25 protein-coding genes are annotated in these 23515 nt (G+C 36.4%); 16 read left to right on the top strand and 9 right to left on the bottom strand.

The annotated features are described in order from the left end of the window. The first annotated feature begins 12 nt into the window (after positions 1–12). The gene (locus tag ACP3VS_RS11450; protein ID WP_012292147.1) at positions 13–183 is read left to right on the top strand and encodes a hypothetical protein; all 171 of its coding nucleotides are present in this window, start codon (positions 13–15) and stop codon (positions 181–183) included. Positions 184–267: 84 nt separating this feature from the next. Next, on the top strand, positions 268–1098 hold the full coding sequence (locus ACP3VS_RS11455; RefSeq protein WP_012292148.1) for an aldo/keto reductase: 831 nt from the start codon (positions 268–270) through the stop codon (positions 1096–1098). Positions 1099–1122: 24 nt separating this feature from the next. Here ACP3VS_RS11455 and ACP3VS_RS11460 read toward each other — a convergent pair whose 3' ends face one another. Next, positions 1123–1986 (bottom strand): RluA family pseudouridine synthase, encoded by an 864-nt coding sequence (locus ACP3VS_RS11460; protein WP_332291325.1) that lies wholly within the window; start codon positions 1984–1986, stop codon positions 1123–1125. Positions 1987–2040: 54 nt separating this feature from the next. Beyond that, the gene (locus ACP3VS_RS11465) at positions 2041–2466 is read right to left on the bottom strand and encodes a disulfide oxidoreductase (protein ID WP_012292150.1); all 426 of its coding nucleotides are present in this window, start codon (positions 2464–2466) and stop codon (positions 2041–2043) included. A gap of 183 nt (positions 2467–2649) precedes the next feature. Here ACP3VS_RS11465 and ACP3VS_RS11470 point away from each other — a divergent pair, with 183 nt between their 5' ends. Together ACP3VS_RS11470 and ACP3VS_RS11475 are read left to right on the top strand one after the other, a co-directional pair. After that, positions 2650–3765 (top strand): GAF domain-containing sensor histidine kinase, encoded by a 1116-nt coding sequence (locus ACP3VS_RS11470; RefSeq protein ID WP_197224064.1) that lies wholly within the window; start codon positions 2650–2652, stop codon positions 3763–3765. A gap of 12 nt (positions 3766–3777) precedes the next feature. Then, the gene (locus ACP3VS_RS11475; protein ID WP_008173403.1) at positions 3778–4425 is read left to right on the top strand and encodes a response regulator; all 648 of its coding nucleotides are present in this window, start codon (positions 3778–3780) and stop codon (positions 4423–4425) included. A 53-nt stretch (positions 4426–4478) separates the two neighbouring features. Here the strand turns inward: ACP3VS_RS11475 and ACP3VS_RS11480 are convergent, their stop codons facing one another. Continuing rightward, positions 4479–5600, bottom strand: a complete 1122-nt coding sequence (locus tag ACP3VS_RS11480) for a response regulator (protein WP_012292152.1) — start codon at positions 5598–5600, stop codon at positions 4479–4481. A gap of 571 nt (positions 5601–6171) precedes the next feature. Between ACP3VS_RS11480 and ACP3VS_RS11485 the strand changes: the two genes are divergently transcribed. Together ACP3VS_RS11485 and ACP3VS_RS11490 are read left to right on the top strand one after the other, a co-directional pair. Then, entirely contained in the window at positions 6172–7098 is a 927-nt protein-coding gene (locus ACP3VS_RS11485; protein ID WP_197150338.1) for a helix-turn-helix transcriptional regulator, read from the top strand. Positions 7099–7161: 63 nt separating this feature from the next. Further along, positions 7162–7905 carry an effector binding domain-containing protein gene (locus ACP3VS_RS11490; RefSeq protein ID WP_232900804.1) on the top strand — a complete coding sequence of 248 codons (744 nt, stop codon included), beginning with the start codon at positions 7162–7164 and terminating at the stop codon, positions 7903–7905. Between the two features lie 18 nt (positions 7906–7923). Here ACP3VS_RS11490 and ACP3VS_RS11495 read toward each other — a convergent pair whose 3' ends face one another. From ACP3VS_RS11495 to ACP3VS_RS11510, 4 genes are all read right to left on the bottom strand, one after another. Continuing rightward, positions 7924–8832 carry a cation diffusion facilitator family transporter gene (locus ACP3VS_RS11495; protein ID WP_036165451.1) on the bottom strand — a complete coding sequence of 303 codons (909 nt, stop codon included), beginning with the start codon at positions 8830–8832 and terminating at the stop codon, positions 7924–7926. A 193-nt stretch (positions 8833–9025) separates the two neighbouring features. Beyond that, entirely contained in the window at positions 9026–10345 is a 1320-nt protein-coding gene (locus ACP3VS_RS11500) for a hemolysin family protein (protein ID WP_031418246.1), read from the bottom strand. A gap of 464 nt (positions 10346–10809) precedes the next feature. After that, positions 10810–11226: a hypothetical protein gene (locus ACP3VS_RS11505; RefSeq protein WP_036160476.1), complete on the bottom strand. Its 417-nt coding sequence runs from the start codon at positions 11224–11226 to the stop codon at positions 10810–10812. Between the two features lie 171 nt (positions 11227–11397). Then, complete coding sequence (locus tag ACP3VS_RS11510) at positions 11398–11601, bottom strand: YheE family protein (protein WP_031418249.1); 204 nt, start codon at positions 11599–11601, stop codon at positions 11398–11400. A gap of 189 nt (positions 11602–11790) precedes the next feature. On the opposite strand from ACP3VS_RS11510, the gene ACP3VS_RS11515 reads away from it, so the two are divergent. The 4 genes from ACP3VS_RS11515 (at position 11791) to ACP3VS_RS11530 (ending at position 15117) form a co-directional block, all read left to right on the top strand. Continuing rightward, positions 11791–12933: a DUF445 domain-containing protein gene (locus ACP3VS_RS11515; RefSeq protein ID WP_012292160.1), complete on the top strand. Its 1143-nt coding sequence runs from the start codon at positions 11791–11793 to the stop codon at positions 12931–12933. Positions 12934–12949: 16 nt separating this feature from the next. Further along, the gene (locus ACP3VS_RS11520; RefSeq protein ID WP_426388762.1) at positions 12950–13297 is read left to right on the top strand and encodes a YlbF family regulator; all 348 of its coding nucleotides are present in this window, start codon (positions 12950–12952) and stop codon (positions 13295–13297) included. A gap of 130 nt (positions 13298–13427) precedes the next feature. After that, positions 13428–14090 carry a ribonuclease H family protein gene (locus ACP3VS_RS11525; RefSeq protein ID WP_031418252.1) on the top strand — a complete coding sequence of 221 codons (663 nt, stop codon included), beginning with the start codon at positions 13428–13430 and terminating at the stop codon, positions 14088–14090. Between the two features lie 118 nt (positions 14091–14208). Continuing rightward, a complete protein-coding gene (locus tag ACP3VS_RS11530; protein WP_031418253.1) occupies positions 14209–15117 on the top strand; it encodes a copper amine oxidase N-terminal domain-containing protein in 909 nt (302 codons plus the stop codon). A 46-nt stretch (positions 15118–15163) separates the two neighbouring features. Here ACP3VS_RS11530 and ACP3VS_RS11535 read toward each other — a convergent pair whose 3' ends face one another. After that, on the bottom strand, positions 15164–15544 hold the full coding sequence (locus tag ACP3VS_RS11535) for a hypothetical protein (RefSeq protein ID WP_012292164.1): 381 nt from the start codon (positions 15542–15544) through the stop codon (positions 15164–15166). Between the two features lie 174 nt (positions 15545–15718). Here ACP3VS_RS11535 and ACP3VS_RS11540 point away from each other — a divergent pair, with 174 nt between their 5' ends. Further along, the gene (locus tag ACP3VS_RS11540) at positions 15719–17224 is read left to right on the top strand and encodes a coproporphyrinogen III oxidase (RefSeq protein ID WP_012292165.1); all 1506 of its coding nucleotides are present in this window, start codon (positions 15719–15721) and stop codon (positions 17222–17224) included. Positions 17225–17261: 37 nt separating this feature from the next. Here the strand turns inward: ACP3VS_RS11540 and ACP3VS_RS11545 are convergent, their stop codons facing one another. Continuing rightward, on the bottom strand, positions 17262–18341 hold the full coding sequence (locus ACP3VS_RS11545) for a CdaR family transcriptional regulator (RefSeq protein WP_012292166.1): 1080 nt from the start codon (positions 18339–18341) through the stop codon (positions 17262–17264). Positions 18342–18506: 165 nt separating this feature from the next. Between ACP3VS_RS11545 and ACP3VS_RS11550 the strand changes: the two genes are divergently transcribed. The 5 genes from ACP3VS_RS11550 to ACP3VS_RS11570 all read left to right on the top strand — a co-directional run bounded on the left by ACP3VS_RS11550 (position 18507) and on the right by ACP3VS_RS11570 (position 23460). Beyond that, complete coding sequence (locus tag ACP3VS_RS11550; RefSeq protein WP_426388766.1) at positions 18507–19646, top strand: glycerate kinase; 1140 nt, start codon at positions 18507–18509, stop codon at positions 19644–19646. Continuing rightward, the gene (locus ACP3VS_RS11555) at positions 19647–20993 is read left to right on the top strand and encodes a GntP family permease (RefSeq protein WP_426388768.1); all 1347 of its coding nucleotides are present in this window, start codon (positions 19647–19649) and stop codon (positions 20991–20993) included. It abuts the gene before it with no gap. A gap of 72 nt (positions 20994–21065) precedes the next feature. Then, entirely contained in the window at positions 21066–22244 is a 1179-nt protein-coding gene (locus ACP3VS_RS11560) for an MBL fold metallo-hydrolase (protein WP_012292169.1), read from the top strand. Continuing rightward, on the top strand, positions 22231–22479 hold the full coding sequence (locus ACP3VS_RS11565) for a DUF3006 domain-containing protein (RefSeq protein ID WP_012292170.1): 249 nt from the start codon (positions 22231–22233) through the stop codon (positions 22477–22479). The genes ACP3VS_RS11560 and ACP3VS_RS11565 overlap by 14 nt, the downstream gene beginning before the upstream one ends. A gap of 192 nt (positions 22480–22671) precedes the next feature. Then, positions 22672–23460, top strand: coding sequence for an HAD family hydrolase (locus ACP3VS_RS11570; RefSeq protein WP_012292171.1), 789 nt, complete (start codon positions 22672–22674; stop codon positions 23458–23460). The last annotated feature ends 55 nt before the right edge of the window (positions 23461–23515 follow it).

Genomic DNA, 23515 nt, shown 5'->3' on the forward strand with positions numbered 1-23515 from the left:
GAGGTGATTAGTATGAAAAAAAAGGTGCCAAACATTGAAAATGGTACGATGGCGAGAGATATGAAGGAATTAAAAGATTTGGGCAAACAAATGGAACATTTACGTGATGGTCTAGAGCTTGCGGATGATGAGCGTATTGCAGATCCTATTCAATTGGAAAGTATCGAGGAAAAGGATGAATAGTGGTAAATAACAGTAGCTTCCTTATTTTTCTTAAATCCAATTTTTTGTATAATGGTACTAGGAAAAAGAAAGGGGTAGTGATTCGTGTATTTACAATCATCGAAAACATTATCAAATGGAGTAGAAATGCCTCGTTTCGGCTTAGGTGTTTATAAAATGACAGATCATGAAGAAACATTACAATCCATCGATACAGCGCTGAAGTTTGGTTATAGAGCTATCGATACAGCATCTTTGTATGGGAATGAAGCAGAGGTAGGAGAAGCTATCCGTTATTCAGGTATACCACGTGAGCATATTTTTGTTACCACAAAAGTATGGAATAATGACCAAGGATATGATGAAACCTTACGGGCTTTTGAAGTATCGCTAAAGAAACTTAAGATGGATTACGTAGATTTATATTTGACACATTGGGCTGTTCCAGAAACATTTGAGGAAACTTATCGCGCTATTGAGCGCCTATACGATGAAAAACTAATTCGAGCAACTGGTGTGTCGAACCATCATGAGCATCATTTAGAAAAAATACTAGCAAAGGCCAATATTGCTCCAATGGTTAATCAGGTGGAAATGCATCCGTATTTACAGCAACAAGCATTAAGTGCATATTGCCATGAACATCAGATTGCTGTCACTGCATGGTCACCGTTAGGGCGAGGTGGCGTACTTGATGATTCTACTATCTTAGAAATTAGCAAGGAAATCGGCAAGACCACTGCTCAGGTAGTGTTACGCTGGCATTTACAAAATGACACATTAATTATTCCTAAATCAGTGACACCAAGTCGAATTGAAGAAAATGCACAGATTTTTGACTTTGAATTAACACAGACTCAAATGGAAAAGATAGCGTCATTAAATCGTAATCAACGATTTGGGCAAGATCCAGATCATTTCAAATTTGATTTTTAGTTCTATATATAAATCCCGCTCTCGTTATTGAGAAGCGGGATTTTTTGATAATTGTTCGTCCTTGACGGTAATGCGTTTATTTAAAAATGGATGGTCAAATTCTAATTGGATAGCATGGAGTTCATAATCACCACTAGCAGTTTCTCTTGCGCCGTACATAGTATCACCAATAATGGGATGACCGATGTAGGCTAGATGTACACGGATTTGATGTGTTCGACCAGTTTCAAGAATCAAATGGACCACACAAGAATTCTTGTAGCGTGAAACGACTTCATAATGGGTCACTGCATGCTGTCCAGTTTGCGACACGACACGTCTAGAAGCGTGATGGCGATCCTTACCAATAGATTCAGAAATGGTACCCGATGAGGAGCGTATATTTCCTTGTACTTCCGCTGCATATGTCCGAATAATAGATTTTTCTTCAATCATTCGATCGAAAATTGATTTCGCTAAAGGATGCTTGGCTACAAGTAATAAACCTTGTGTCCCTTTATCTAATCGATGGACATGCTCTGCATAAATACCACCTTGTTCTTGAATATGTGCCATAACATGGTTCATACATGTATGGGTATCTCGGTCATCATTAGGGTGAGTTGCCATACCCTTTGGCTTCGATACGATTAAGCAATGATCATCCTCATAGACTATATCAATCGCACAAACAGGTGTTGGTTTATAGCTAGACGCTGGGATTGGGAATGTAAATTTGACAATAGTGCCGACTTGTAAAGGAGTATTCCATTGAACAAGTTCATCATTCTCTAAAGTAATAGCTTTTGCCATACGTAATTCATGTACGAGCTTTTTACCTAGTCGCCAGTGATTACGTAAAAGTTCCTCAATCGTTAAGTTATCTTCATTAAATGCATAAAGAAACATTGATCTTCCTCCGTAGAAAAGACCGTATTCTAATGGTAGAACACGGTCTTTTGATTATTTTACAGCTTTTGTAGCTTTGATTAAATAGAAGCTTGCCCCTGCAATTAAAATAAATGCAGTTAATGCTAAAAATGGGATAGTAATAAAGCCTAACCAATTAATATATTGTCCTGTACATGATACGGCGCCACAAGAAGGGGCACTATCCGCTAAAAAGCTAAGCTTTTGAATGCCATAATGATAGAGTGAGATACAGCCTCCGATAACAGAAAAAACCGCTGTTGTAACAGCAATACGAGCATTTTTTTGTATAAAGGCTACAGTGGCCATAATGACAATCGGGTACATAAAAATACGCTGTATCCAACATAATTTACACGGTTCATAATGACGAATTTCAGAAAAGTATAATGAACCAAGTGTAGCTACAGCAGATACTATCCATATAAATAATAAGCCATTTTCCTCTTTTTTAGACATATCAATTCTCCCCTTTATAAAAACACTACTTGTACGATTATAGTTGTTCTAGTTTTATATGTAAATTAACTTACGCAAAATAAGGAAGATAATTTCAGTCTAAAGTATGAACGGCTAATGAAGACGAGCCTAACGCCTTAATGGTATCATTAATAATAGTAATGCTAAAGAAGAGGTGTTTTCGTGAAGGAAAATGAGCATTCCAATATAAGTATATTAAAGGAAATTGCAGAACTATTAAATGAAGAAACTGAAATCGTTACGATGCTAAAAGGGGCCCTTATCCAATTTTTAAATGGCACGAATTTTGAAACAGGCTGGATTTTTTTTATTGATGCAAAGGGACGCTCGGAGCTTGTTGTTCATGAAAATTTACCTGAGGCATTGGAATTTAAAAACTGTCACTATTTAAATAAAGGTGGCTGCTGGTGTGTATCTCGTTATCGTAATGAGGAGCTAAAAAAGGCATCTAATATTATTGAATGTCAACGTATTGAAAGTGCAATCGCAGCTAATGTTGGGGATCATGAAGGAATTACCCATCATGCCACTGTGCCCCTTCAATCAGGGCAGGAACGTTTTGGTGTACTAAATGTAGCTTCTAAGGATACGGTACGTTTTTCTGAAGAGGAGCTAGCTCTATTGGAGTCAGTAGCATTTCAGATGGGTTCTGCTATAAAGCGAATTTTACTGACGAAACAAGAGCAAGAAATGGCCCTTGTAAAGGAGCGCAACCGTCTAGCAAGGGATTTACATGATTCTGTCAATCAACTATTATTTTCGGTTACGCTAACGGCGAGAGCTGGTATTGAAATGACACAGGATAGTGATGTGAAAGAAACATTTAAAGAGATACAGCATTTAACTCAGGATGCGCTTACAGAGATGCGAGCATTGATTTGGCAGCTACGACCAAAGGGATTGGAAAATGGCTTACTGGAAGCGATAAAAGTATATGCTGAGATGCTTGGCTTAAAATTACATGTTACGGTTTCAGGAGTCCTACAATTTCCATCGCGCATTGAAGAGACATTATTTCGAGTAGCTCAAGAGGCTTTAAATAATGTGCGACGCCATGCTGGTGTTTTAGAGGCAGCACTTTATATTACCGTCACGTCTACAGATATTTTATTGGTTATACGCGATGAGGGACGAGGGTTTGTCATTGACAATAATACGAAGCTATTGTCAATGGGCTTACAATCCATTAAGGACCGTGCAAAATCAGTGGGTGGCACTGCTGACTGGGTAAGTGAAATGGGCAAAGGTACGGAACTGCTAATCCGCTTGCCATACTAAGGGGGAGAGGACATGATACGTGTATTAATTGCAGACGATCATCACGTAGTGCGTCGAGGATTATTGTTTTTCTTAAAGACACAAAAAGATATTGAGGTTGTTGGAGAGGCAAAAAATGGACATGAAGCCGTATCATTAGCAGAAAGTATCCAACCAGATATTATTTTAATGGATTTAGTGATGCCTGAGTTGGACGGCATACAGGCGACAAAGCGCATTAAAGCAAAATTTCCAAAAATAGAGATTTTAATGCTGACAAGCTTTTCAGATAGGGACCATGTTGTCCCTGCAATGGAGGCAGGGGCAGCAGGCTATCAATTGAAAGATATTGAGCCAGATGAATTGGTTTTATCAATTCGTCGCATTATGCGTGGCGAAAATACATTACACCCAGAGGCTACAACTACACTTGAAATGGATCGCCAGGAGGCACAGAATGCCCCACATTCGTTAAATCCATTAACACCTCGTGAGCAGGATGTGCTGGCAGAGCTAACAAAAGGGAAAAGTAATCGAGAAATTGCATCCTCATTGTTTGTTACAGAAAAAACAGTTAAAACTCATATTTCTAATATATTTACAAAATTACAAGTACAAGATCGTACCCAGGCTGCTCTATATGCGGTTAAGCATGGTTTGACAGAGGGAAGCGGTAGCTAAAGCAAAAACGACGAGTTTCTACAATGTGTAGGAGCCCGTCGTTTTTAGTGTGGTTATTTACTTTCCACAAATAATTTTTTCGATATCTCTAATAAAGTAGAACTTGGAGGTAATGCTAAATCCTCTTTTAGTTTTTGTTTATACGTTAGGAAAATTTTGTGCGCCTGCTCATGAAGACCCGCCTGAATTAATGTGTATAAATAGTGCTCAAGCTTTTGTTCATTATAGGGATCATATTCTAACAAAGCATGTAAAAATTCAATTGCTTTATCAGTATCTGAAAAAACGGTAGTTTGGAACCCTTTTTCTAATAACTCTATGTATGATTTCGTTAATCTATCCTTATAGGCTTTTGCCCATTCATAATCATCGAATACAAATAAACCATTTTTATAAATTGCTAGACATTGATGAATTAAAGATATAGAAGGAAATTCTAATCGTGAAAAATCCTCATGAAGTTTTTGAAAATCATATAAGTCACACACGAGACTTGGTTTTTCAAAAATATAGTATTTATTTGAAAAAACAATACAGTTTTCATAGCCAATTGTATTTAATGTTTTTCGTAAGTACGACAAAGCTGTATGAAGATTTGATTTGGCTCTTACATAATCTAAATCTGGCCAAAGTATTTCAATTAAATAATCTCGGTGAATCGGGATATTTGGATGCAAAATAAAATAAGCAAACAATTCCTTCGTCTTTTCGGTTTTAAATGCCACTAAGCTTTTATTGCTATAAACAGCAAATTGATCAAAGCATTGTACGTTTAATAACGTTTGAGTTGCCTGTTGAAGCATTTGTTGTATTGAAAATTCATGCTCAATACGAGTCACCGTTTTTTCTAAACGAGCATGGCTGATAGGTTTTAATAAATAGTCAAGCCCACCAATTTCATAAGCCTGTAAAGCAAATTCATGATAGGAAGTAATAAAAACAACACTGACATGTGGACGCTCTGTTTTAATCATGTCTGCTACTTCAAGTCCAGAAAGTTCTTTGAGTTTTACCTCTAAGAATAGAACCTCAAATTCTATCGAGGGCAGCTCATTAAGAAATACTTCTACACTAGTAAAGGTTTGGATAACCTGAATTTGTTGAAATACTTGTAATTTATTTTGAAAATAATGTAAAGCTAAAGGTTCATTGTCTATTAAAACGGCTCGAATCACATCAAACTCTCCTTTTTACAATTAAATTAAAAACCATTAAACTCTAGTTCATTTTGGTTGAAAAGGCTTTCTATATATACTGAAAGGGCATGAAAAGATAAAATCACTTAATTTCTCTATTAAAAATTTGATACTAGAATAAAGCAATTTGTAGTAGGTCTTCCACAGGCGAGAGTTAGTAATCCTGTGGGGGTGTCACATCACGCCAAATCCTTTCTTAGAAAGTATTCGCCGTTCATTATATAGAAGAAAGAAGTTTTTTATTTGTGTTAAGAGAATTGAAATAATTGTTTAGGCGTTTATGTATCAAACTATTCTTATAAAAAATTGAAACAGTTTATATTTAGTAGGAATTAAATGTTGTAAGAGATTGACTTTTAAAAGTAATATTTTTTCTTATATTGTAAAAATAGTATAATGATTGTAATAATTAATCAGGCGTTATTATAGTACATTTGTCTTAAATAAAACTCAAAAAGTACTTAAAAAATACTTAAAAATATAGGATGATAGTAATTAAAATGCATTTTGCTGAGAAAAAAATAAGATCTTCTAAGAAAGGGGCTTCGCTATGAAATTAGAGCGTCTGCTAACAATGATAATGATATTAATCAATAGAAAAAAGGTAACAGCACAAGAATTAGCAGAATTATTTAATGTGTCGGTCCGTACTATTTATCGAGATATTGAAACGCTAAGCTGTGCAGGGATACCAGTTATTAGCCAACAAGGGGTGCACGGAGGAATTAGCTTAATAGATGGCTATCGTGTAGATAAACAGGTTTTAACAAAGGAAGAGCTTGCGTCTCTGACAATTGCCATTAAAAGTGCTTTGACTACCTATGAAGATTCACACGCATTAGCTGTTCTCGAAAAGCTAACAAGTATTGCAGATGATCATGTAACACAAACCATTGACCACTTATTTGTGGATCTGAGTCCATGGGGGCCAAACATCCTGTTTAAAGAACATATTACGAGTTTAAAAAGTGCTATAGAAAATAGGCATTGTGTAAGCTTTACTTATACCACGGCGCATGGAGAGTTAACAAAGCGAGTAGTGGAACCTCATACAATAGTTCAAAAAGGGAAGACTTGGTATTTATACGGCTATTGCACATTAAGAATGGACTTTCGTCTATTTAAACTGGCAAGAATAAAGAACTTAATGCAAGAAGATTTACACTTTGAGCGGAAGGAAATTAATTTAAGTGAACTTCCATGGGGGAAGGAATGGTATCAGCCACAAAACGTAGTCGATTTAGTAATTAGTTTTGATACGGCTGTAACAACATTAGTGGAAGAATCTTTTGGAGTAGCATATGTTGATCATGGGCAGGACAAAATTTATATATCTATACCAGAGGATGAGTGGCTTTACGGTTTTTTACTTAGTTTTGGCAATCGCATAAAAGTATTAGAGCCGCCCCACATAAGGGACATACTTCAAAAACGTGCGCATGAAATTGCTCAATTATATAATCCGGATAATAGTTGACAGACAGTTGTCAGGTTTCCTTTGCTATAGTAAGGACAAATAAAGCGAAGGGTGGAATCAACAATGATGCAAAGCTATTGTCAAAGCTGTGGAATGCCTCTAACAGATGAGGCTTTATTAGGAACGGAAAAAGAAGGTCACAAAAATCAAGACTATTGTACATATTGTTATGAGGAGGGGAGCTTTAAACAACCTAATTTAACCGTTGAAGAAATGATTGATATTTGTGTGCCACATCTAAAGGGAGATGGCATGCCTGCAAACGAGGCCCGTACTATGCTTACATCTTTTTTGCCAAGCTTAAAAAGATGGAGAAAACAGGAGTGGTCAGAACCAAAGATTATAAAAAGAGAAGCATTCCAAATCATAGGAATTTCGACGAAAACAAGCAATGCAAATGAACTGACAGCACAAGCCAAGATCCCGCAATTATGGCAGGATTTTTATGAAAAAAATATTGTTGACCAATTATCTAAGCTGGATAATCAAAATGTGTACGGTTTGTATTCGGACTATGAAACCGATGTAAATGGAAATTATGCAATTACAATTGGTGTAGAAGCTTCAAAGATGAATGACGCATCACCTGAGTGGGTTATTAAGACTATTCCAGCAGCTAAATATTTAGTATTCACATCACATAAAGGGAAAATGCCAGAAATTGTTATCCAAACATGGCAAGAAATTTGGGCATGGTTTGCAAATTCTGAGGTGGAACGAACATATACTGGTGACTTTGAATTGTATGATGAACGTTGCGCAAACCCTCAAGAGGCGCAGGTGGAAGTTTATATCGCTATAAAATAAAAATAAGTCTCCTACCAATCAACTGGTAGGAGACTTTTCATCGTTTTGAGGGGGGATTATTTCAATATGTGGTTCGATATGCACGAGAACCTGACAAAACCGATTTTCTCGCAAGATGGTACGTTCTATTTCTTCAGTAATACGGTGACTGTCAAAAACATTTAAATAAGGGTCAACAGTTACGGTTATGTCGATAAAGTACATATTACCGTGAGCACGGCCTTTAAAGTCTAGGAGCTCGATTACACCGTCCACATTCCGAATTAGGACGGATAACGTTTCCACTTCATCGATATCAAATGCATCTGTAAGACTTTGAACAGCTTCCCAAAAAATTTCTACTGCTGTTTTAATAATTAAAACAGCAACAATAAGGGCCGTAAGAGAATCGATAATTGGAAAACCAAAAATTGCTCCAAAGATTCCTATTGCTGTGCCAATACTAACAAATGCATCTGATCGATTATCAAAGGCAGCTGCTTTGACAGCGGAGCTTTTTATTTTTTTAGATAGTGCCAAATTATAGCGATAAACGATATACATGACAGCACCACTACCTATTGCTACAAATGCGGTTAAGAGGGAAGGAGTTGTGCCGGATGGTGCCCATAAGCTTTTTAAAGAATTGATTAAAACTTGGAGACCAACAACAAGCATGATAAATGATGCTACTAAAGAGGCAATGGTTTCAGCTCGCAAATGCCCATATTGATGATTAGAGTCAGGTGGCCTTTGCGCAATTCGTAACCCAATTAATACGGCGATGGATGCGATAATATCCGTAGTGTTATTTAAACCATCAGCTTTTAATGCCTCCGAGGTGCCGATATAGCCAATCGTTAGTTTGATGGAGCTTAGGATTAAATAAGTACCAATGGATAACCAAGCGCCTTTTTCCCCTTGACGTAAATTTGTATAGAGCTCCATTTTGTTTCCCCCTCGCAAAATTTTCTGACATTAGAAAACGACTCCCTATTATTAAAAGGGAGTCGTTTTTATCTATTATCACGGTATTAACTCCCACCTATATAAGGTGTGAGAAAAAGCCCATATTTATAGCATGAATCATATAAGTTTGCCTTTAATAGTAGCACGCTCAATCATACAAAGCAATGAAATCTTACTCCGTAACGGCGTCAAATTCATTTGATAAATCAGTTTCAGGTAACTTCAGAACTTCTAAGTATAAAATATGGTGACCATCTAATTCTTTTGCAATAAATTCATAACCTTGCTCCTGAATGCTGTCTCCTTCGACTGCATCGAAGCGTTTTGTCATAAACCAACCACCGATAGTATCAATATCATCATCTTCTATGTCAGTACCTAGCATATCATTCACATTTTCAAGAAGCATTTTGGCATCTAAAATAAAATGATTATCTGCAATTTCTTGTACTTCCGGGATTTCATCTTCGTCGAATTCATCTTGAATATCGCCGACAATCTCCTCAATAATATCTTCAATCGTCACTAAACCAGATGTTCCGCCATATTCATCCATTAAAATGGCCATATGAATACGTTCACGTTGAATTTTGAGTAATAAATCGTTAATTTGCGTTGTTTCCATCACTCGAATGATAGGCTGCATATAGTCAATAACTGGTTTATCCCCATTTTTCGAGTCTTTAATGTAAGCGGTTAATAAATGTTTCATATTAACTAGACCAATAATATGGTCTTTATCGCCGTCAATAATCGGGTAACGAGTATATTGCTCAACACCCATTAAATCAAATACTTCTTTTATAGTCAGTTCTTTTTCAATGCCAACAATCTCTGTTCGAGGAACCATTATTTCCTTGGCAAGGCGATCTGAGAACTCAAAAATACTATTTACATATTCATATTCTGCGTTATTAATTTCTCCACCCTTTAAACTATCCGATAAAATCATACGTAGTTCTTCCTCTGTATGAGCTACTTCTGATTCTGACATCATTTTTAAGCCGAAAAGGCCAGTTAAGCCACGGGCAGATCCGTTTAATAACTTTATGACTGGATACGTAATGTTGTGGAATAAAATTAAAGCGCCAGAAAAGTTTAATGTGACAAATTCTGCTTTTTGGATGGCTAATGTTTTTGGCGCCAATTCCCCAATAACAACATGCATAAACGTAACGATTGAGAATGCAAGTATAAATGAAAGGATAGATGTTATACTACCATTCAAATTTAGAAATTCAAACACTGGGTGCAAAATAATTTCGAATGTAGGTTCACCTAACCAACCTAAACCGAGTGCAGTAATGGTAATACCTAACTGACATGCAGATAAGTACTCATCTAAATCTGAAACAACACGTTTTGCATTTTTCGCTTTCTTATGCCCTTCTGCGAGCAATTGATCGATACGTGTAGTTCTCACTTTAACGATTGCAAATTCTGTTGCAACGAAAAATCCTGTCATTATAATTAGTAGGGCGAATGCCGCCAACCTAATGGTTATCTCCAATATGTCTCCGTCCAAATAATTCCTTTGTTCCCGCCCAAATGAGGGAAGTAAACAAAGTGTACACCTCCTATGATTTAAAAAATTGTTGGATGTTTCAATAATAAGTTATTTAAAAGAAAAACACAAATATTGACAACAACTTTTTCAGTTGATTTTCAATCCCGTTTAAAAAAAATAGGTAGAATCAAAAGTAAAGTAATTGTCAACGCCATTGCAATATGCTAATTTAAAATTGAGCAAAGATAGTTTGTTTAGGGAAAGAAGCATTTTGCATCTCATATAATACGACACGTCAAAAATCTCAAGAGTGCGTTTACTTGCGGATTTTTTTAAATGAATTATTTTGTATAGCTAAAGGAGAGACTCGATAATTAATTGGGACTTTCCTTTTTTTTGTGAAAAAAACTTAGAAGGAGCAGTCTCACATGTGACTGCTCCTTCTAAGTTTATTCCTGTTGGAAACGTAATTTTAAACATGCCTTCTCCACATCATGAAAGGATTCTTTTAAAGGTAAATCACCCGTAAATGGTGCTATAGATACTGGTGCCTTTTCCGTAATACCTTGCTGAGTCAACATATAATTTTTACCGTTATAAGTAAAGTACATTGTTTTAATTGATTTTTTACCAAAAGTGCTAGCAGAAGAGTCAAAGAAACCTTTTAGTTGACTACAATATTCATTATAGAAATCGCCATTAATACCCGAAATGGCTTCAAATTTTTTAATATCTAAATTACCAGCTTCGTCAGCTAATTCGAATATTTTTGCGGAAAATTCTGAAAAGAATTCTTTTACTTTTACACGTATTAATGCTTTTGAATGATAACTGTTTAAGTCATCTGAAAGCGTGACTTTACTCATTGAAATGGCCCCCTGCATAAAAAACATATACTATTTAATTGCTAACCTTAATGTATAAGAAATATATAGGAATTTCAACATGTATCAACATAATTAGCATAAAGGACGTGCTATATATAGTAAATATAGGTATTTTTATGTGGGAGGTAAGCGAAAAAATTACTATAGTTTTTAATCATATACATGGAATAGCATTAACTCATGAATCATTTTTTTAACATCCTCTTCGTTTGGTGGTGTTGGTCCCGTCCATTGAATAGTGCCATCTTTTAAATATTCAGCAGAGTAGCGTTCACGTTGATAAAAAAATGCAATAGTCCACCCTGGAAGTTGGGTATTTTCAAATAATGGCTTAAAACTAAAATGCTGAATCATCATAAAACCTCATTTCTATAATATGTAGTTCATATTATTCAAGGATAATGGTAATTTTGCAACTATTCACGTTTATGCTGAAATCTAAAGGGGGTATTTCTTTCGTTGGAAATCATTGCTCTGCTATAATAAGTGCAGAAGGCGACAAGAAACGCCAATCGTGAATACAACTGAAATGAGAGGATACTAATGGATAATTTTATAGTGACATTACTTTTTATGGCAATTATAGGCGCAGCAATCGGAGGCGTTACCAATCACCTAGCCATTAAAATGCTTTTTCGTCCACATAACGCAATATATATTAAAAACTGGCGCGTTCCATTTACACCTGGTCTTATTCCAAAACGACGTGACGAATTAGCAAAACAGCTTGGTCTTACCGTTGTAAATTATTTATTAACTCCTGAAACATTTAGAAAGAAATTTTTCTCGAAGGATATTCAAGAGAAGGTTGAACAGTTTGTGCAAACGAAAGTAGAGGAAACCATCTTTACAAATGATAAAACCATTCAAGATTGGTTAAATATTGCGGGGTTTTCTCATATGCCAGCTACGATTGAGCAGAAAGTTGAAGCAATTGTTGAGGGACAATTTGCATCAGTGAAGAATACACTATCAACAAAATCAATTCGTACACTGCTATCGTCAGATATGCAGGATACTCTTGATGCCAAGATTCCTGTAGCAGTCAGTCATATACTAGAAAAAGGCGAGGATTACTTTTTATCACCTGAAGGTGAAATGACAATTAAAGCAATGATTGATGATTTCTTATCATCAAAAGGATCATTTGGTGGTATGATCAATATGTTTTTAGGTGATTCATCGTCCCTTGTAGGAAAAGTTCAACGTGAGCTCGTAAAATTTTTACAAGCTCCGGGCACGTCAACATTATTAACAAAAATATTTACGCAAGAATGGGAAAAATTAAAAGATCGACCAGCGATGGACTTTTTACAAGACATGCAGTTTGATCCGATTTTATCGAAATTACAAATGTATGTAAAAGAACAATTAGCTGTCGCCGAACGTTTAAATCAACCTATTTCTTATTATTGGCCTGAAGGAAACGAATGGATGAAAAATTCGGTCATTCCACAAGCAATTGACAAAGCTTTTGTCAAAGCAGAGGAAAAACTAGAAGATGTACTTAAACGTTTAAATTTACAAGAAGTTGTTCGTGAGCAAGTGGATTCTTTCCCTGTTGAGAAATTAGAGGAACTTGTATTAGGTATTTCAAAACGTGAATTTAAAATGATTACCGTATTAGGTGCAGTTCTTGGTGGATTGATTGGAATTGTGCAAGGTTTAATTGTTAATTTTATTTAAAAAGGAGATTGTATAAATGGTTAATATTTATAATGACATTAATGCACTAGAGGCAACTTTCCGTAAGACCCCAGAGTTTGAGGCTTTACAAGCGGCGATTGAAGTTGTAAAGAGTGATGAAGAGGCGTTAAATGTCTTTAAAAACTTCCGTAAAATTCAAATTGAATTACAAAAGAAACAATTAGCTGGAGAGGAATTATTGGAGGATGAACTTGTTTATGCTCAAAAGGCATCTCAGCTTGTACAGCAAAATGAAAAGATTTCAGCTATGCTTGAGGCAGAAATGAAATTAAGTAAAGTGATTGAGGAAGTAAATCGTATTTTAATAAAGCCAATTCAAGGCCTATATGAGGATATTCAATAAATCATTCATATAGTAAGGAATAATTGTCTGAGGAATTGCACATATACAAGTAAGAGGAAAACGTGTATCCGCTAATCGGAGCACGTTTTTACTTTATATACACTAGTCGATTGTATTGGAGGTTTTATCTATGTATGTATTCATTGAATGGACCTATAAAACACCGAAAGGAGCCACCACTGTTTTACGTTCAGAAGAGATGCCTGCTGCTCAAGCGCTATTACTAGCAGAGGATATGGAAAAGACCGGAAGAGTCAAGTCCATTCATTGCTTGGATCGTCAAGATACAAGTTGGACAATAAAAGAGCTCAAAGCCTATCTAAAAGAAATAGATACAGAGCCGCATAATATCATTGTCTATTTCGATGGAGGCTTTGATCGGGGGACAAGACAGGCAGGGCTTGGATGTGCTATTTACTATGAACAAAATGGCAAGCCTTATCGTTTAAGAAGAAATGCTTTTTCATCCGAGCTTACATCTAATAATGAAGCAGAGTATGCTGCGCTTTATTTAGGTGTAGTAGAGCTAGAATTGCTAAATGTCCATCATCTACCTGTCCAAATTAAAGGCGACTCCCAAGTAGTTATCAACCAATTAAGGGGGGAATGGGCAGCATTAGAAAAGGATTTAGTCGGTTGGGCAGATAAGATTGATGCCAAATTAGCACAGCTTACTATTCAACCGGACTACCAGCTAATCACTCGCAAGGACAATTCAGAAGCAGACCGTCTTGCTACCCAAGCATTAAATGGAATAGATATTACAGGTTTGAGTGAACTCGTAAAAGAATAAATGTAAGAGGTGTCAGTAGTTACTGTCACCTCTTTTTTAAATTCTCTATAGGTGATGAAACTTTTTCCCCATTGAAACTACTACTCCTATGAACCCAAACAATAAGGAGAGATATTTTATGTATATGAAAAAATTAGCACCTGTAGCTTTGTCTGCATTATTAATGGGGAGTGTTATGATACCTGTTGCTTCGGCAAATGAGCAAAAAGATGAAGTTGAAATTCCACAAATTCAAATTGATCCAGTACACATTTTCAATCAAACACATGGAACAGTTGAAGATGTTCGCGTTGGTAAAGACATTACATATTACACTGTTAAAGACGGAGAGCAAACAAATATACTAGAAATTACAAAAGATACTCTTGTGTATGATAATACTGGTAAAAAAGTAGAGCTTAAAGAAGGCGATCAGGTAGTGGCGTATACCTTTGCAAATAAACCACAAAAATATATCTATCCACCGCAATTCAATCCAGAGATTATTATTGTAGATTCAAAAGAAGTTGGGTTTGTAGAAGTGGATTATTTCTTTGATGACTTAACAAACACATATGATATTTTAAAATTAAATATCGGTAAAGAAACAGAGCTAGTCAACGCAAAAGGTAAAAAAGTAACATCAAAAGATTTAGTAGAAAAGCATTTAGCTGTTTTCTATACAGCATCTACTAAAAGTATTCCTGCACAAACAACACCATCGAAAGTAATTGTTCTAGACGACAATTCTGAAATTTCTTTAAGTCCAATAGATGAGGAAATTAATACGATCATTGCCACGGATTATTATATGGTAGCTGAAACAACAATGGTGCCTTTACGTAGCATTGCAGAAAAGCTTGGCTTTCAAGTAGAATCAAAAGGTAAAACGGTTATTCTAACGAAGGGCAATGAATCTTATACAATCACACGTGGTGAAAAAGCGTTTGGTTACAACAAATCATTACGCACTTTGTCAGTAGCACCCTCTTTGAAAGATACGAAAACTTATGTCCCTGTTGAATTCATTGAAGAATATTTGAAATAAATTTGAAACTAGTATGCCAACTTTTTGTGGCATACTAGTTTTATGTTCAAGAGACTATTTTGGAAGAATTAAAAGTCGGATATCTTTTTACGAATTGTTGCAGGCAATACTTGAAAGACACGGTATTCATAAAGTTATTAGCTAATATCATTTCATCTGAATACAATAAAAGCTGCTGGAAGTGCTGTTTAACAAATGCCCTAGCTTTCTCATAGTGCTTGTTGATAGAAATAGCTCCATACATGTCTTGTTGGTCAATGATGTAGATAAAGTCACAAATCACATTATGTGTCCCATACTTAAATAATACAGTGACATATAATGTTTTTTCATCACATCGCGCTAAGTCAAAATGGTGGAATGCTACCTCTACTTGATGAATAAAACTCGAAATGAATGGACGTTTATTATTTTTTAAAAGAAACACTATCAACACCACCTTTTGTAAAAATTATAATGATAAAAAATTAGTTTGTCTATATATAGACTGAATATTCTGTTTTTTGTAATTCCCTATTGTTACTTTGCTTAAAGTCATATAAATTTGTTAAACTTAAGTCTGCAATATATATGGAATAAGAAAAGAAGAGAGCGAAACAATATGAAAATGATTCACATAGATCAAAAATATCCCGAAGATTGGATTCGCGTATTAAATCATATAGCGAATTTATTTTTTGAGGATTCCAAGCTGCGAGTGGAGCCGGAGGAAGCAGATATGTCGGTTTCATTTACGTACGACGTTGAAGAGAATTTTACTATTTCTACAAAAGCAATATTAACTGTAGATGGACAACAATATACAAATAATTACAGCATCCAATATGAATCAGCTGCAACGGGTCGTGAACTCAATATACGTATGAAACGAGCATTATCTCATGTATTTTTAGATGTTCTCGAGCAGCATACAGGGGTACACCAGCAATGGGGGATTTTAACAGGAGTTCGTCCGACTAAGCTCTATCACAAGTTTAGAAAAGAAGGAAAAGGGGAGCAAGAAATTGCTGAGCTATTAATTCGAGATTTTCGCCTGTCTGAGGAAAAGGTGGCACTTTTAAAAGATATCGTGGAACGACAATTAGTAACCATTCCAGATATTGATCAAATTGGGCAAGAGATTAGTGTATATATCGGCATTCCATTTTGTCCAACAAAATGTGCCTATTGTACGTTTCCAGCCTATGCGATAGGAAGTAACCGTAAGCAAGGTCGTGTAAATACATTTTTAGATGGCTTGCATATTGAATTACGCGAAATGGGGAAATGGCTCAAAAACAATAATATGAAGATCACGTCTATTTATTGGGGAGGCGGTACACCAACTTCCATTGAAGCAGATGAAATGGATGCCTTATACCAGACGATGTATGAATCTTTCCCAAATCCTGAAACAATTCGAGAGATTACAGTTGAAGCAGGAAGGCCAGATACGATTACACCGGAAAAATTAGAAGTTCTTAAAAAATGGGGAATTGATCGTATTAGTGTAAATCCACAATCTTATACAGATGAAACGTTAAAAGCAATTGGTCGTCATCATACAGTTCAAGAAACAATCGATAAATTTTGGCTTGCTCGTGAATCAGGGATGAACAATATAAATATGGACCTCATTATTGGTTTACCAAATGAAGGTATTGAAGAATTCCAGCATTCGTTGGTGGAATCAGCTAAGATGCAGCCTGAGTCATTGACTGTCCATACATTATCATTTAAACGTGCATCTGAAATGACTCGCAATAAAGATAAATATAAAGTGGCGGATCGTGATACAGTTGCTGAAATGATGCAAATGGCACAAGATTGGACAAAGGAAAATGACTATGTTCCATATTATTTATATCGCCAAAAAAATATTTTAGGTAATCTTGAAAATGTTGGCTATAGTAAAGCTGGTGAAGAGAGTATTTATAATATTGTAATTATGGAAGAAGTACAGACAATCTTAGGGGTTGGTTGTGGGGCATCTTCTAAATTTGTTCATCCTGAAACAGGAAAAATCACGCAATTCCACAATCCAAAGGATCCTGCCGCCTATATTATGACCTTTGAAGAGGCTATCGGGAAAAAAATTGAGTTTTTAGATGAGTTATACAAAATATAAAATAAAGGCGGTCTGAGTTATTCAGATCGCCTTTATTTTATAAAGTTCTTAATGTACACGCCATTTGCAATATAACAGCATCTTCAAAATATTGTGGGTCATAGCCAGTTAACTCTCTTATTTTATTTAATCGATAAGTAAGTGTATGGCGATGGATATTTAGTTGCTGTGCACAAAGCTTTAACTGTAAATTGCAGTCAAAAAAGGATTGTAATGTTTCCAATTGTTTTGCGTTGATATTTTTTAGTATTCGGTGATGGAAGGCTTGTACCTCCTCTGATTCACGATGTTTAAAAAGAGAAAATAACTCTACATCTTCGAAAAAGGTAATCTCGTTATGGATGGTAGCAAATTCAAGTGCTGTTCTAGCTCCCTGATAGCTATAGGGAAGTTGCGAAAGTTGCTGCACAACAGGACCAATACCAATTTGTAAGGAAGGAAGTTTTTGTTTTTTCTTTCTTAAAGCTTTTATAATGGATTGATAGTTTTGTTCCTGGCGATATGTTAGCAGTATATAATACTCCTGTAATTGGCTATGTCCAGCTAGAATAGGCTGTCTATAAAATAAATCTTCAAAAAAGAATGGCATCCTATTTTCTAAATAAGATGTTTCATGTAAACTCACTAAAATAACTTGGAAGGGTGCTATTAGTGAAAAGGGTAATTTCTGAATTCGTTTATTTAAAGTAGCATCAAGCTTACTTCCATGAACGAGTGCCTCGAATATGTAGTCATTATTCTTCCGTTGCCACTCGCTTTTAGACTCGACGAGTGCTTGATGTGTCATGATCTCTGTCGTTAATTGAACAAGATTGGCGATTTCAAGCATTTCTTCTGAATCTCCAGTTATACCAATAACACCTACAACTTCATCCTGATACAGGATAGGCATATTAATGCCAGGCTTGGTATTTGGATACAATTCTATATTATCCTCATTAATAATCAACGTTTTTTTTGTTTGTGCTACGTAAACTGCACCTTCGTGAATATCCTCCACCCTCATCTTATCTCCAGAAGCTAAAATAACACCAGTAGGGCTAATGACATTAATATTGTGACGTAAGCGTAACATTGTTTGATGTACGATTTCATCTGCTAATTTTTTGGTCAACATGTTTATACACCTCGGATAAAAAACAGTCTGTTATAGGACAGATAAATTGTACATTTATTATAATGTTTTCTGAATTTATTGTCATTATAATAATTTGTAAGCGCTTAACTAAGGAATTTGAAAATTTACGTAAGTGTCAATAGGCGACATAAGTGGAGGTATTGTATGAAAGTCATTATTAGTCCAGATTCCTTCAAGGGTACTCTATCGGCAGTTGAAGTAGCGAAATCCATGCAGCAAGGCATTCTGGATGTAAATCCATCAATAGAAACTATTATTCTACCGGTTGCAGATGGTGGCGAGGGGACACTTGATTCACTTATTGCCTCTACGGGTGGTCAGTATTTTTCAACGGAAGTGCTAGATCCAATAGGAAGAGACATACAAGCACAGTATGGTGTATTGGGTGATAAAGAAACATGCGTGATTGAAATGGCTCAGGCATCTGGCATCATGTTGCTACAAGACCATGAGAAAAACCCTGAATTTGCTACAACGTATGGTACTGGCCAATTAATTAAGGCGGCACTCGACCGAGGCTTTAGAAAATTTATTATCGGTATTGGTGGAAGTGCCACAAATGATGCAGGGATTGGCATGCTCAAGGCATTAGGTGTGCGATTTATAAAGGAAGATGGCTCAGATTTAGAGGATGGTATTTCGAGTTTAATGGAATTAACTGCAATAGATATAAGTGGACTTGATGAAAGATTGATAGGAGCGATATTTACCATTGCCTGTGATGTGGATAATCCATTCATTGGTGAACGAGGAGCAACAGCTATATTTGGCCCTCAAAAAGGTGTGCAGGACTATCAAATTACACATTTTGATAACTGCTTAAAGCATTTTGCAGATATCATCGAGCAACAGTTTGCTATTCGATTGCACGATTATCAAGGAGCGGGAGCTGCAGGAGGATTAGGTGGCGCATTAATCGCATTTTTAAACGGGACATTTCATGCAGGAATTGATATTGTCATAGATGCTGTCCAGTTACAGGATCACTTAGCAGCCGCACAGTTGGTAATAACGGGTGAAGGGAAGTCGGATCTCCAAACATTACATGGTAAGGCTCCATTAGGGGTTGCTAAAGCGGCTGCTTTAGCACATGTAGAGGCAGTTTTATTGTCAGGAGACATTGATAGTATGGCTAAACCTGCACTTCAAAAGTATTTTAGTGTTGTGGAGACATTAGTAGATGAGGAGATTACTACTGAGCAGGCAATGCGAGAACCCGCTTATTTTATTCGTTTAAAAACTAAGCAAATCTTTGAGCTTTACATACAAAAGGGGGATGACTAGATGTTATTCATCATTATTTTACTAGGAGTATTGTTTGTTGTATGGGGCACGGCCAAATTAAAGCTACATCCTTTTCTGGCGTTATTAATTAGCGCCTTCTTCGTTGGAATTGCTTCGGGAATGCCACTATTAACAGTGGTAGAAAGTATTAACACTGGCTTCGGTGGTCTAATGACGAGCATTGGCTTAGTAATTATCGCTGGAACAATTATAGGTTTAATTTTAGAGAAATCAGGCGCTGCCTATCGAATGGCAGAAGTAGTTTTACGCATCGTTGGTCCAAAACGTCCACAACTTGCGATGTCTTTAATTGGTTACATCGTATCTATCCCAGTATTTTGTGATTCAGGTTTTATTATTTTATCGAGTTTGCAAAAATCATTAGCAAAACGGGCTAATGTAACGATTGCATCCATGGCTGTAGCTTTAGCGACGGGGTTATTTGCAACACATGTATTAGTACCCCCTACACCAGGTCCCATCGCAGCAGCTGGAAATATTGGGGCGGCCAATTATTTAGGGACAGTTATTGTCATTGGTTTATTAGTAGCTATACCTGCTACATTTGTAGGCTATATGTGGTCAGTGAAAGTTGCAACCAAAATTCGTGTACCCCAAGATGAGGTAGAGGCATTAGATTATGAGGAAGTCATTAAATCCTTTGGCAAAATGCCTTCAACATTTAAAGCCTTTTTACCAATCGTTCTACCTATTGTTTTAATTGGTCTTGGCTCAATAGCATCGTTTGCGGGTGATCCCGAATCAACATTCAATACGATTTTTAAGTTTTTAGGTTCGCCAACAGTAGCATTATTTTTAGGTGTAGCAGCTGCCTTTTTATTATTGCCTGAAATTAGTGAAACGACCTTAACGGGCTGGATTGGTGAAAGTTTAAAAGAAGCCGCGCCTATTTTACTTATTACAGGAGCAGGTGGTTCGTTTGGAACAGTTATTAAAAATGCTGGTGTTGGAGAAATACTACAGGAAATGGACTTGGGGATGTTTGCATCAGGTACTTTGTTCTTGCTAGTACCGTTTATAGTAGCAGCTGCCTTAAAAACTGCTCAAGGATCTTCGACGACAGCGCTTGTCATTACGTCTACTTTAGTAGCACCAATGCTCGTGACACTTGGCATTGAGGGCGCTGTCCCATTAGCATTAGTAGTAATGGCCATTGGAGCTGGTGCAATGACGGTTAGCCATGTGAACGACAGTTTCTTCTGGGTAATTACACAGTATAGTGGAATGGAAGTAACTCAAGCTTATAAGGCACAAACCGTTGCTACATTACTACAGGGCATTGTCACAATCATGATTACAATGGTTTTATGGTGGATATTTGTTTAAAGTACAAGGAGGGCTGCCCCATGGGAAGCTCTCTTTTTTGTATAATAGAAAAATAGAAAGGAAGTTAGTAACATGAGAAAATTAATAGTAGTACTCCTTTGCATTTTTTTATTAGCAGGCTGTACAGAAGCAATTAAGACAGAGCGGGTGCCTGTAACGGCTGGCGATGAAATGCGAGTTCATTTTATGGATGTGGGACAAGGGGATTCCATATTAATTGAATCGCCAAATGGGAAAACCATGCTTATTGACGCTGGTGTGAAAGGTGCAGGACAACAGGTAGTTTCTTATTTAAAGGAACTTGGTGTGAACAAACTTGATAAGGTAGTGGCGACACATCCCGATGCTGACCATATTGGTGGGCTCATTCCAGTGTTACATGCAATCCCTATTGAGCAATTTTATGATTCGGGCAAAGTACATACTTCTCAAACTTTTGAAGAAATGCTGATGGCGATTGATGAAAAAAACATACCTTATTATGTGCCGAAAACAGGAGATTTTATTGAATTTGATAAGGATGTAACGGTGAAGGTTTTAAATGCAAATGAACATGCAACCGATAATAATGACGCTTCCATTGTCTTAAAAGTGGTTTATGGCAATGTATCCTTTTTATTAACGGGAGATGCTGGCATAGCATTAGAGAAGGAAATGATGTCAAATGATGTAACAGCTACTGTTCTGAAGGCAGGGCATCATGGTTCTAATACCAGTAGCTCAGAAGATTTCATTCGTGCAGTGAAGCCAGAAGTCACTATATTAAGCTATGGTGAAGATAATAAATATGGACATCCACATGCAGAAGTAGTAAATCGATTGCAAGCTATTGGTAGTAACATCTATGCCACTGCGGATTTAGGAACGATTACAGTGGCAACAAATGGGGTAAACTACACGGTGAATGGAAAGAGGGCTGTAACTCAAAAAAAACCATCCACGGTTGAACCAACAACTGCTGTTGAGATTGTCAGCAAAGATTTAGTGACAGAAATTGTAGGCATTAAAAATAACGGTCAACAAGCTGTTTCGTTAAACGATTGGCAGCTCATTTCTCTGGAAGGAAATCAAGTCTTTAATTTTCCTAATCTATCCTTACAACCTGGTAAAATTATTTATGTTACTAGCGGGGCTAATGCTCGTGAAGGGGATAATTATTTAAAATGGACCACTAAACAGATTTGGTTAAATGATGGAGATGCTGCGCAATTACGGAATGAGAAAGGGGAACTTGTTAGTGAGCTCGACTAAATATACTTTAGATCGGATTGAAGACGGTTATGCTGTTTTTTTAAAGTATCCTGAGGAAGAAGAACAAATTATTATTTTACAGTCAGCTTTGAACAAGCCTGTGCTTGTTGGGGATCGTGTACAGATAGAAGAAATAGATGGCATGTACCATATTGAGATTTTAAGAGAAGAAACGGAACAAAAAAGAGCCGATATCCAGAATTTAATGGACCGTTTACGTCATAAAAACAAATAATAAATGATAAGCTGTGGAAGTTACCCGCAGCTTGTTTTTTTGATTGAGCAATGTCCTGTCCATCAGCCTTCTTTGGATAGATGTTTAGGTGTAAGGGATTTGAGAGGAATTGGACATAATTTGTTATCCTAAATATTTTGAAAATATGCTAAAATAATAGTATTAATCAGGAGCTAGGAGCGTACGGACAAAATGTCGATAAACACTATTATTTTTGATTTAGATGATACATTACTATGGGATAAAAAATCAGTAAAAACTGCTTTTGAAAAAACATGTGACTATGCTGCTACGATACATAATGTGAATTCTGCAGAGCTAGAAGAAGCAGTTCGTCAAGAGGCTCGTGCGTTATACGAAGGCTATGAAACGTATGACTATACGGTATTAATTGGTATCAATCCTTTCGAAGGTCTATGGGGAACATTTGATGACCCTACTGAATCCTTTCAAGCCATGAAGAGGCTTGTACCGGGCTATCGTGCGGCAGCATGGACAAAAGGTTTAAGCGCCCTTGGTATAGAGGATGCAAAATTCGGAGCAGAGCTAGGAGAACGCTTTGTAGCTGAGCGCAAAGCATCACCATTTTTATATGAAGATACATTTACTGTGTTAGACGAATTGAAAGGGAAGTACCAGCTTGTTTTACTTACCAATGGTGCACCTAGTCTGCAAAATTTAAAGCTAGAAATTACGCCTGAAATAGCGCCGTATTTTGATCATATTATTATCTCAGGAGACTTTGGAAAAGGTAAGCCAGACGCTTCTATTTTTGAGCATGTGATGGAGAGAACAGGCATTACAGCGGATGATGCCATTATGGTTGGCGATAATCTCAATACTGATATTTTAGGCTCTTCTCGCGTAGGAATGCGAAACGTATGGATTAACCGCGATAATAATATGGCCAATGGAGCTGTGACACCAACCTATGAGATTAGCTCTTTAACAGACCTAGTAAAACTTGTGAAACAGCTTTAAAAAAATGTACTGCACCTTCAAGGATGCAGTACATTTTTTTGTAGAAATATTAAAA

The organism is Lysinibacillus sp. VIII_CA, from assembly GCF_049943995.1.
Taxonomy (GTDB): Bacteria; Bacillota; Bacilli; order Bacillales_A; family Planococcaceae; genus Lysinibacillus; species Lysinibacillus pinottii.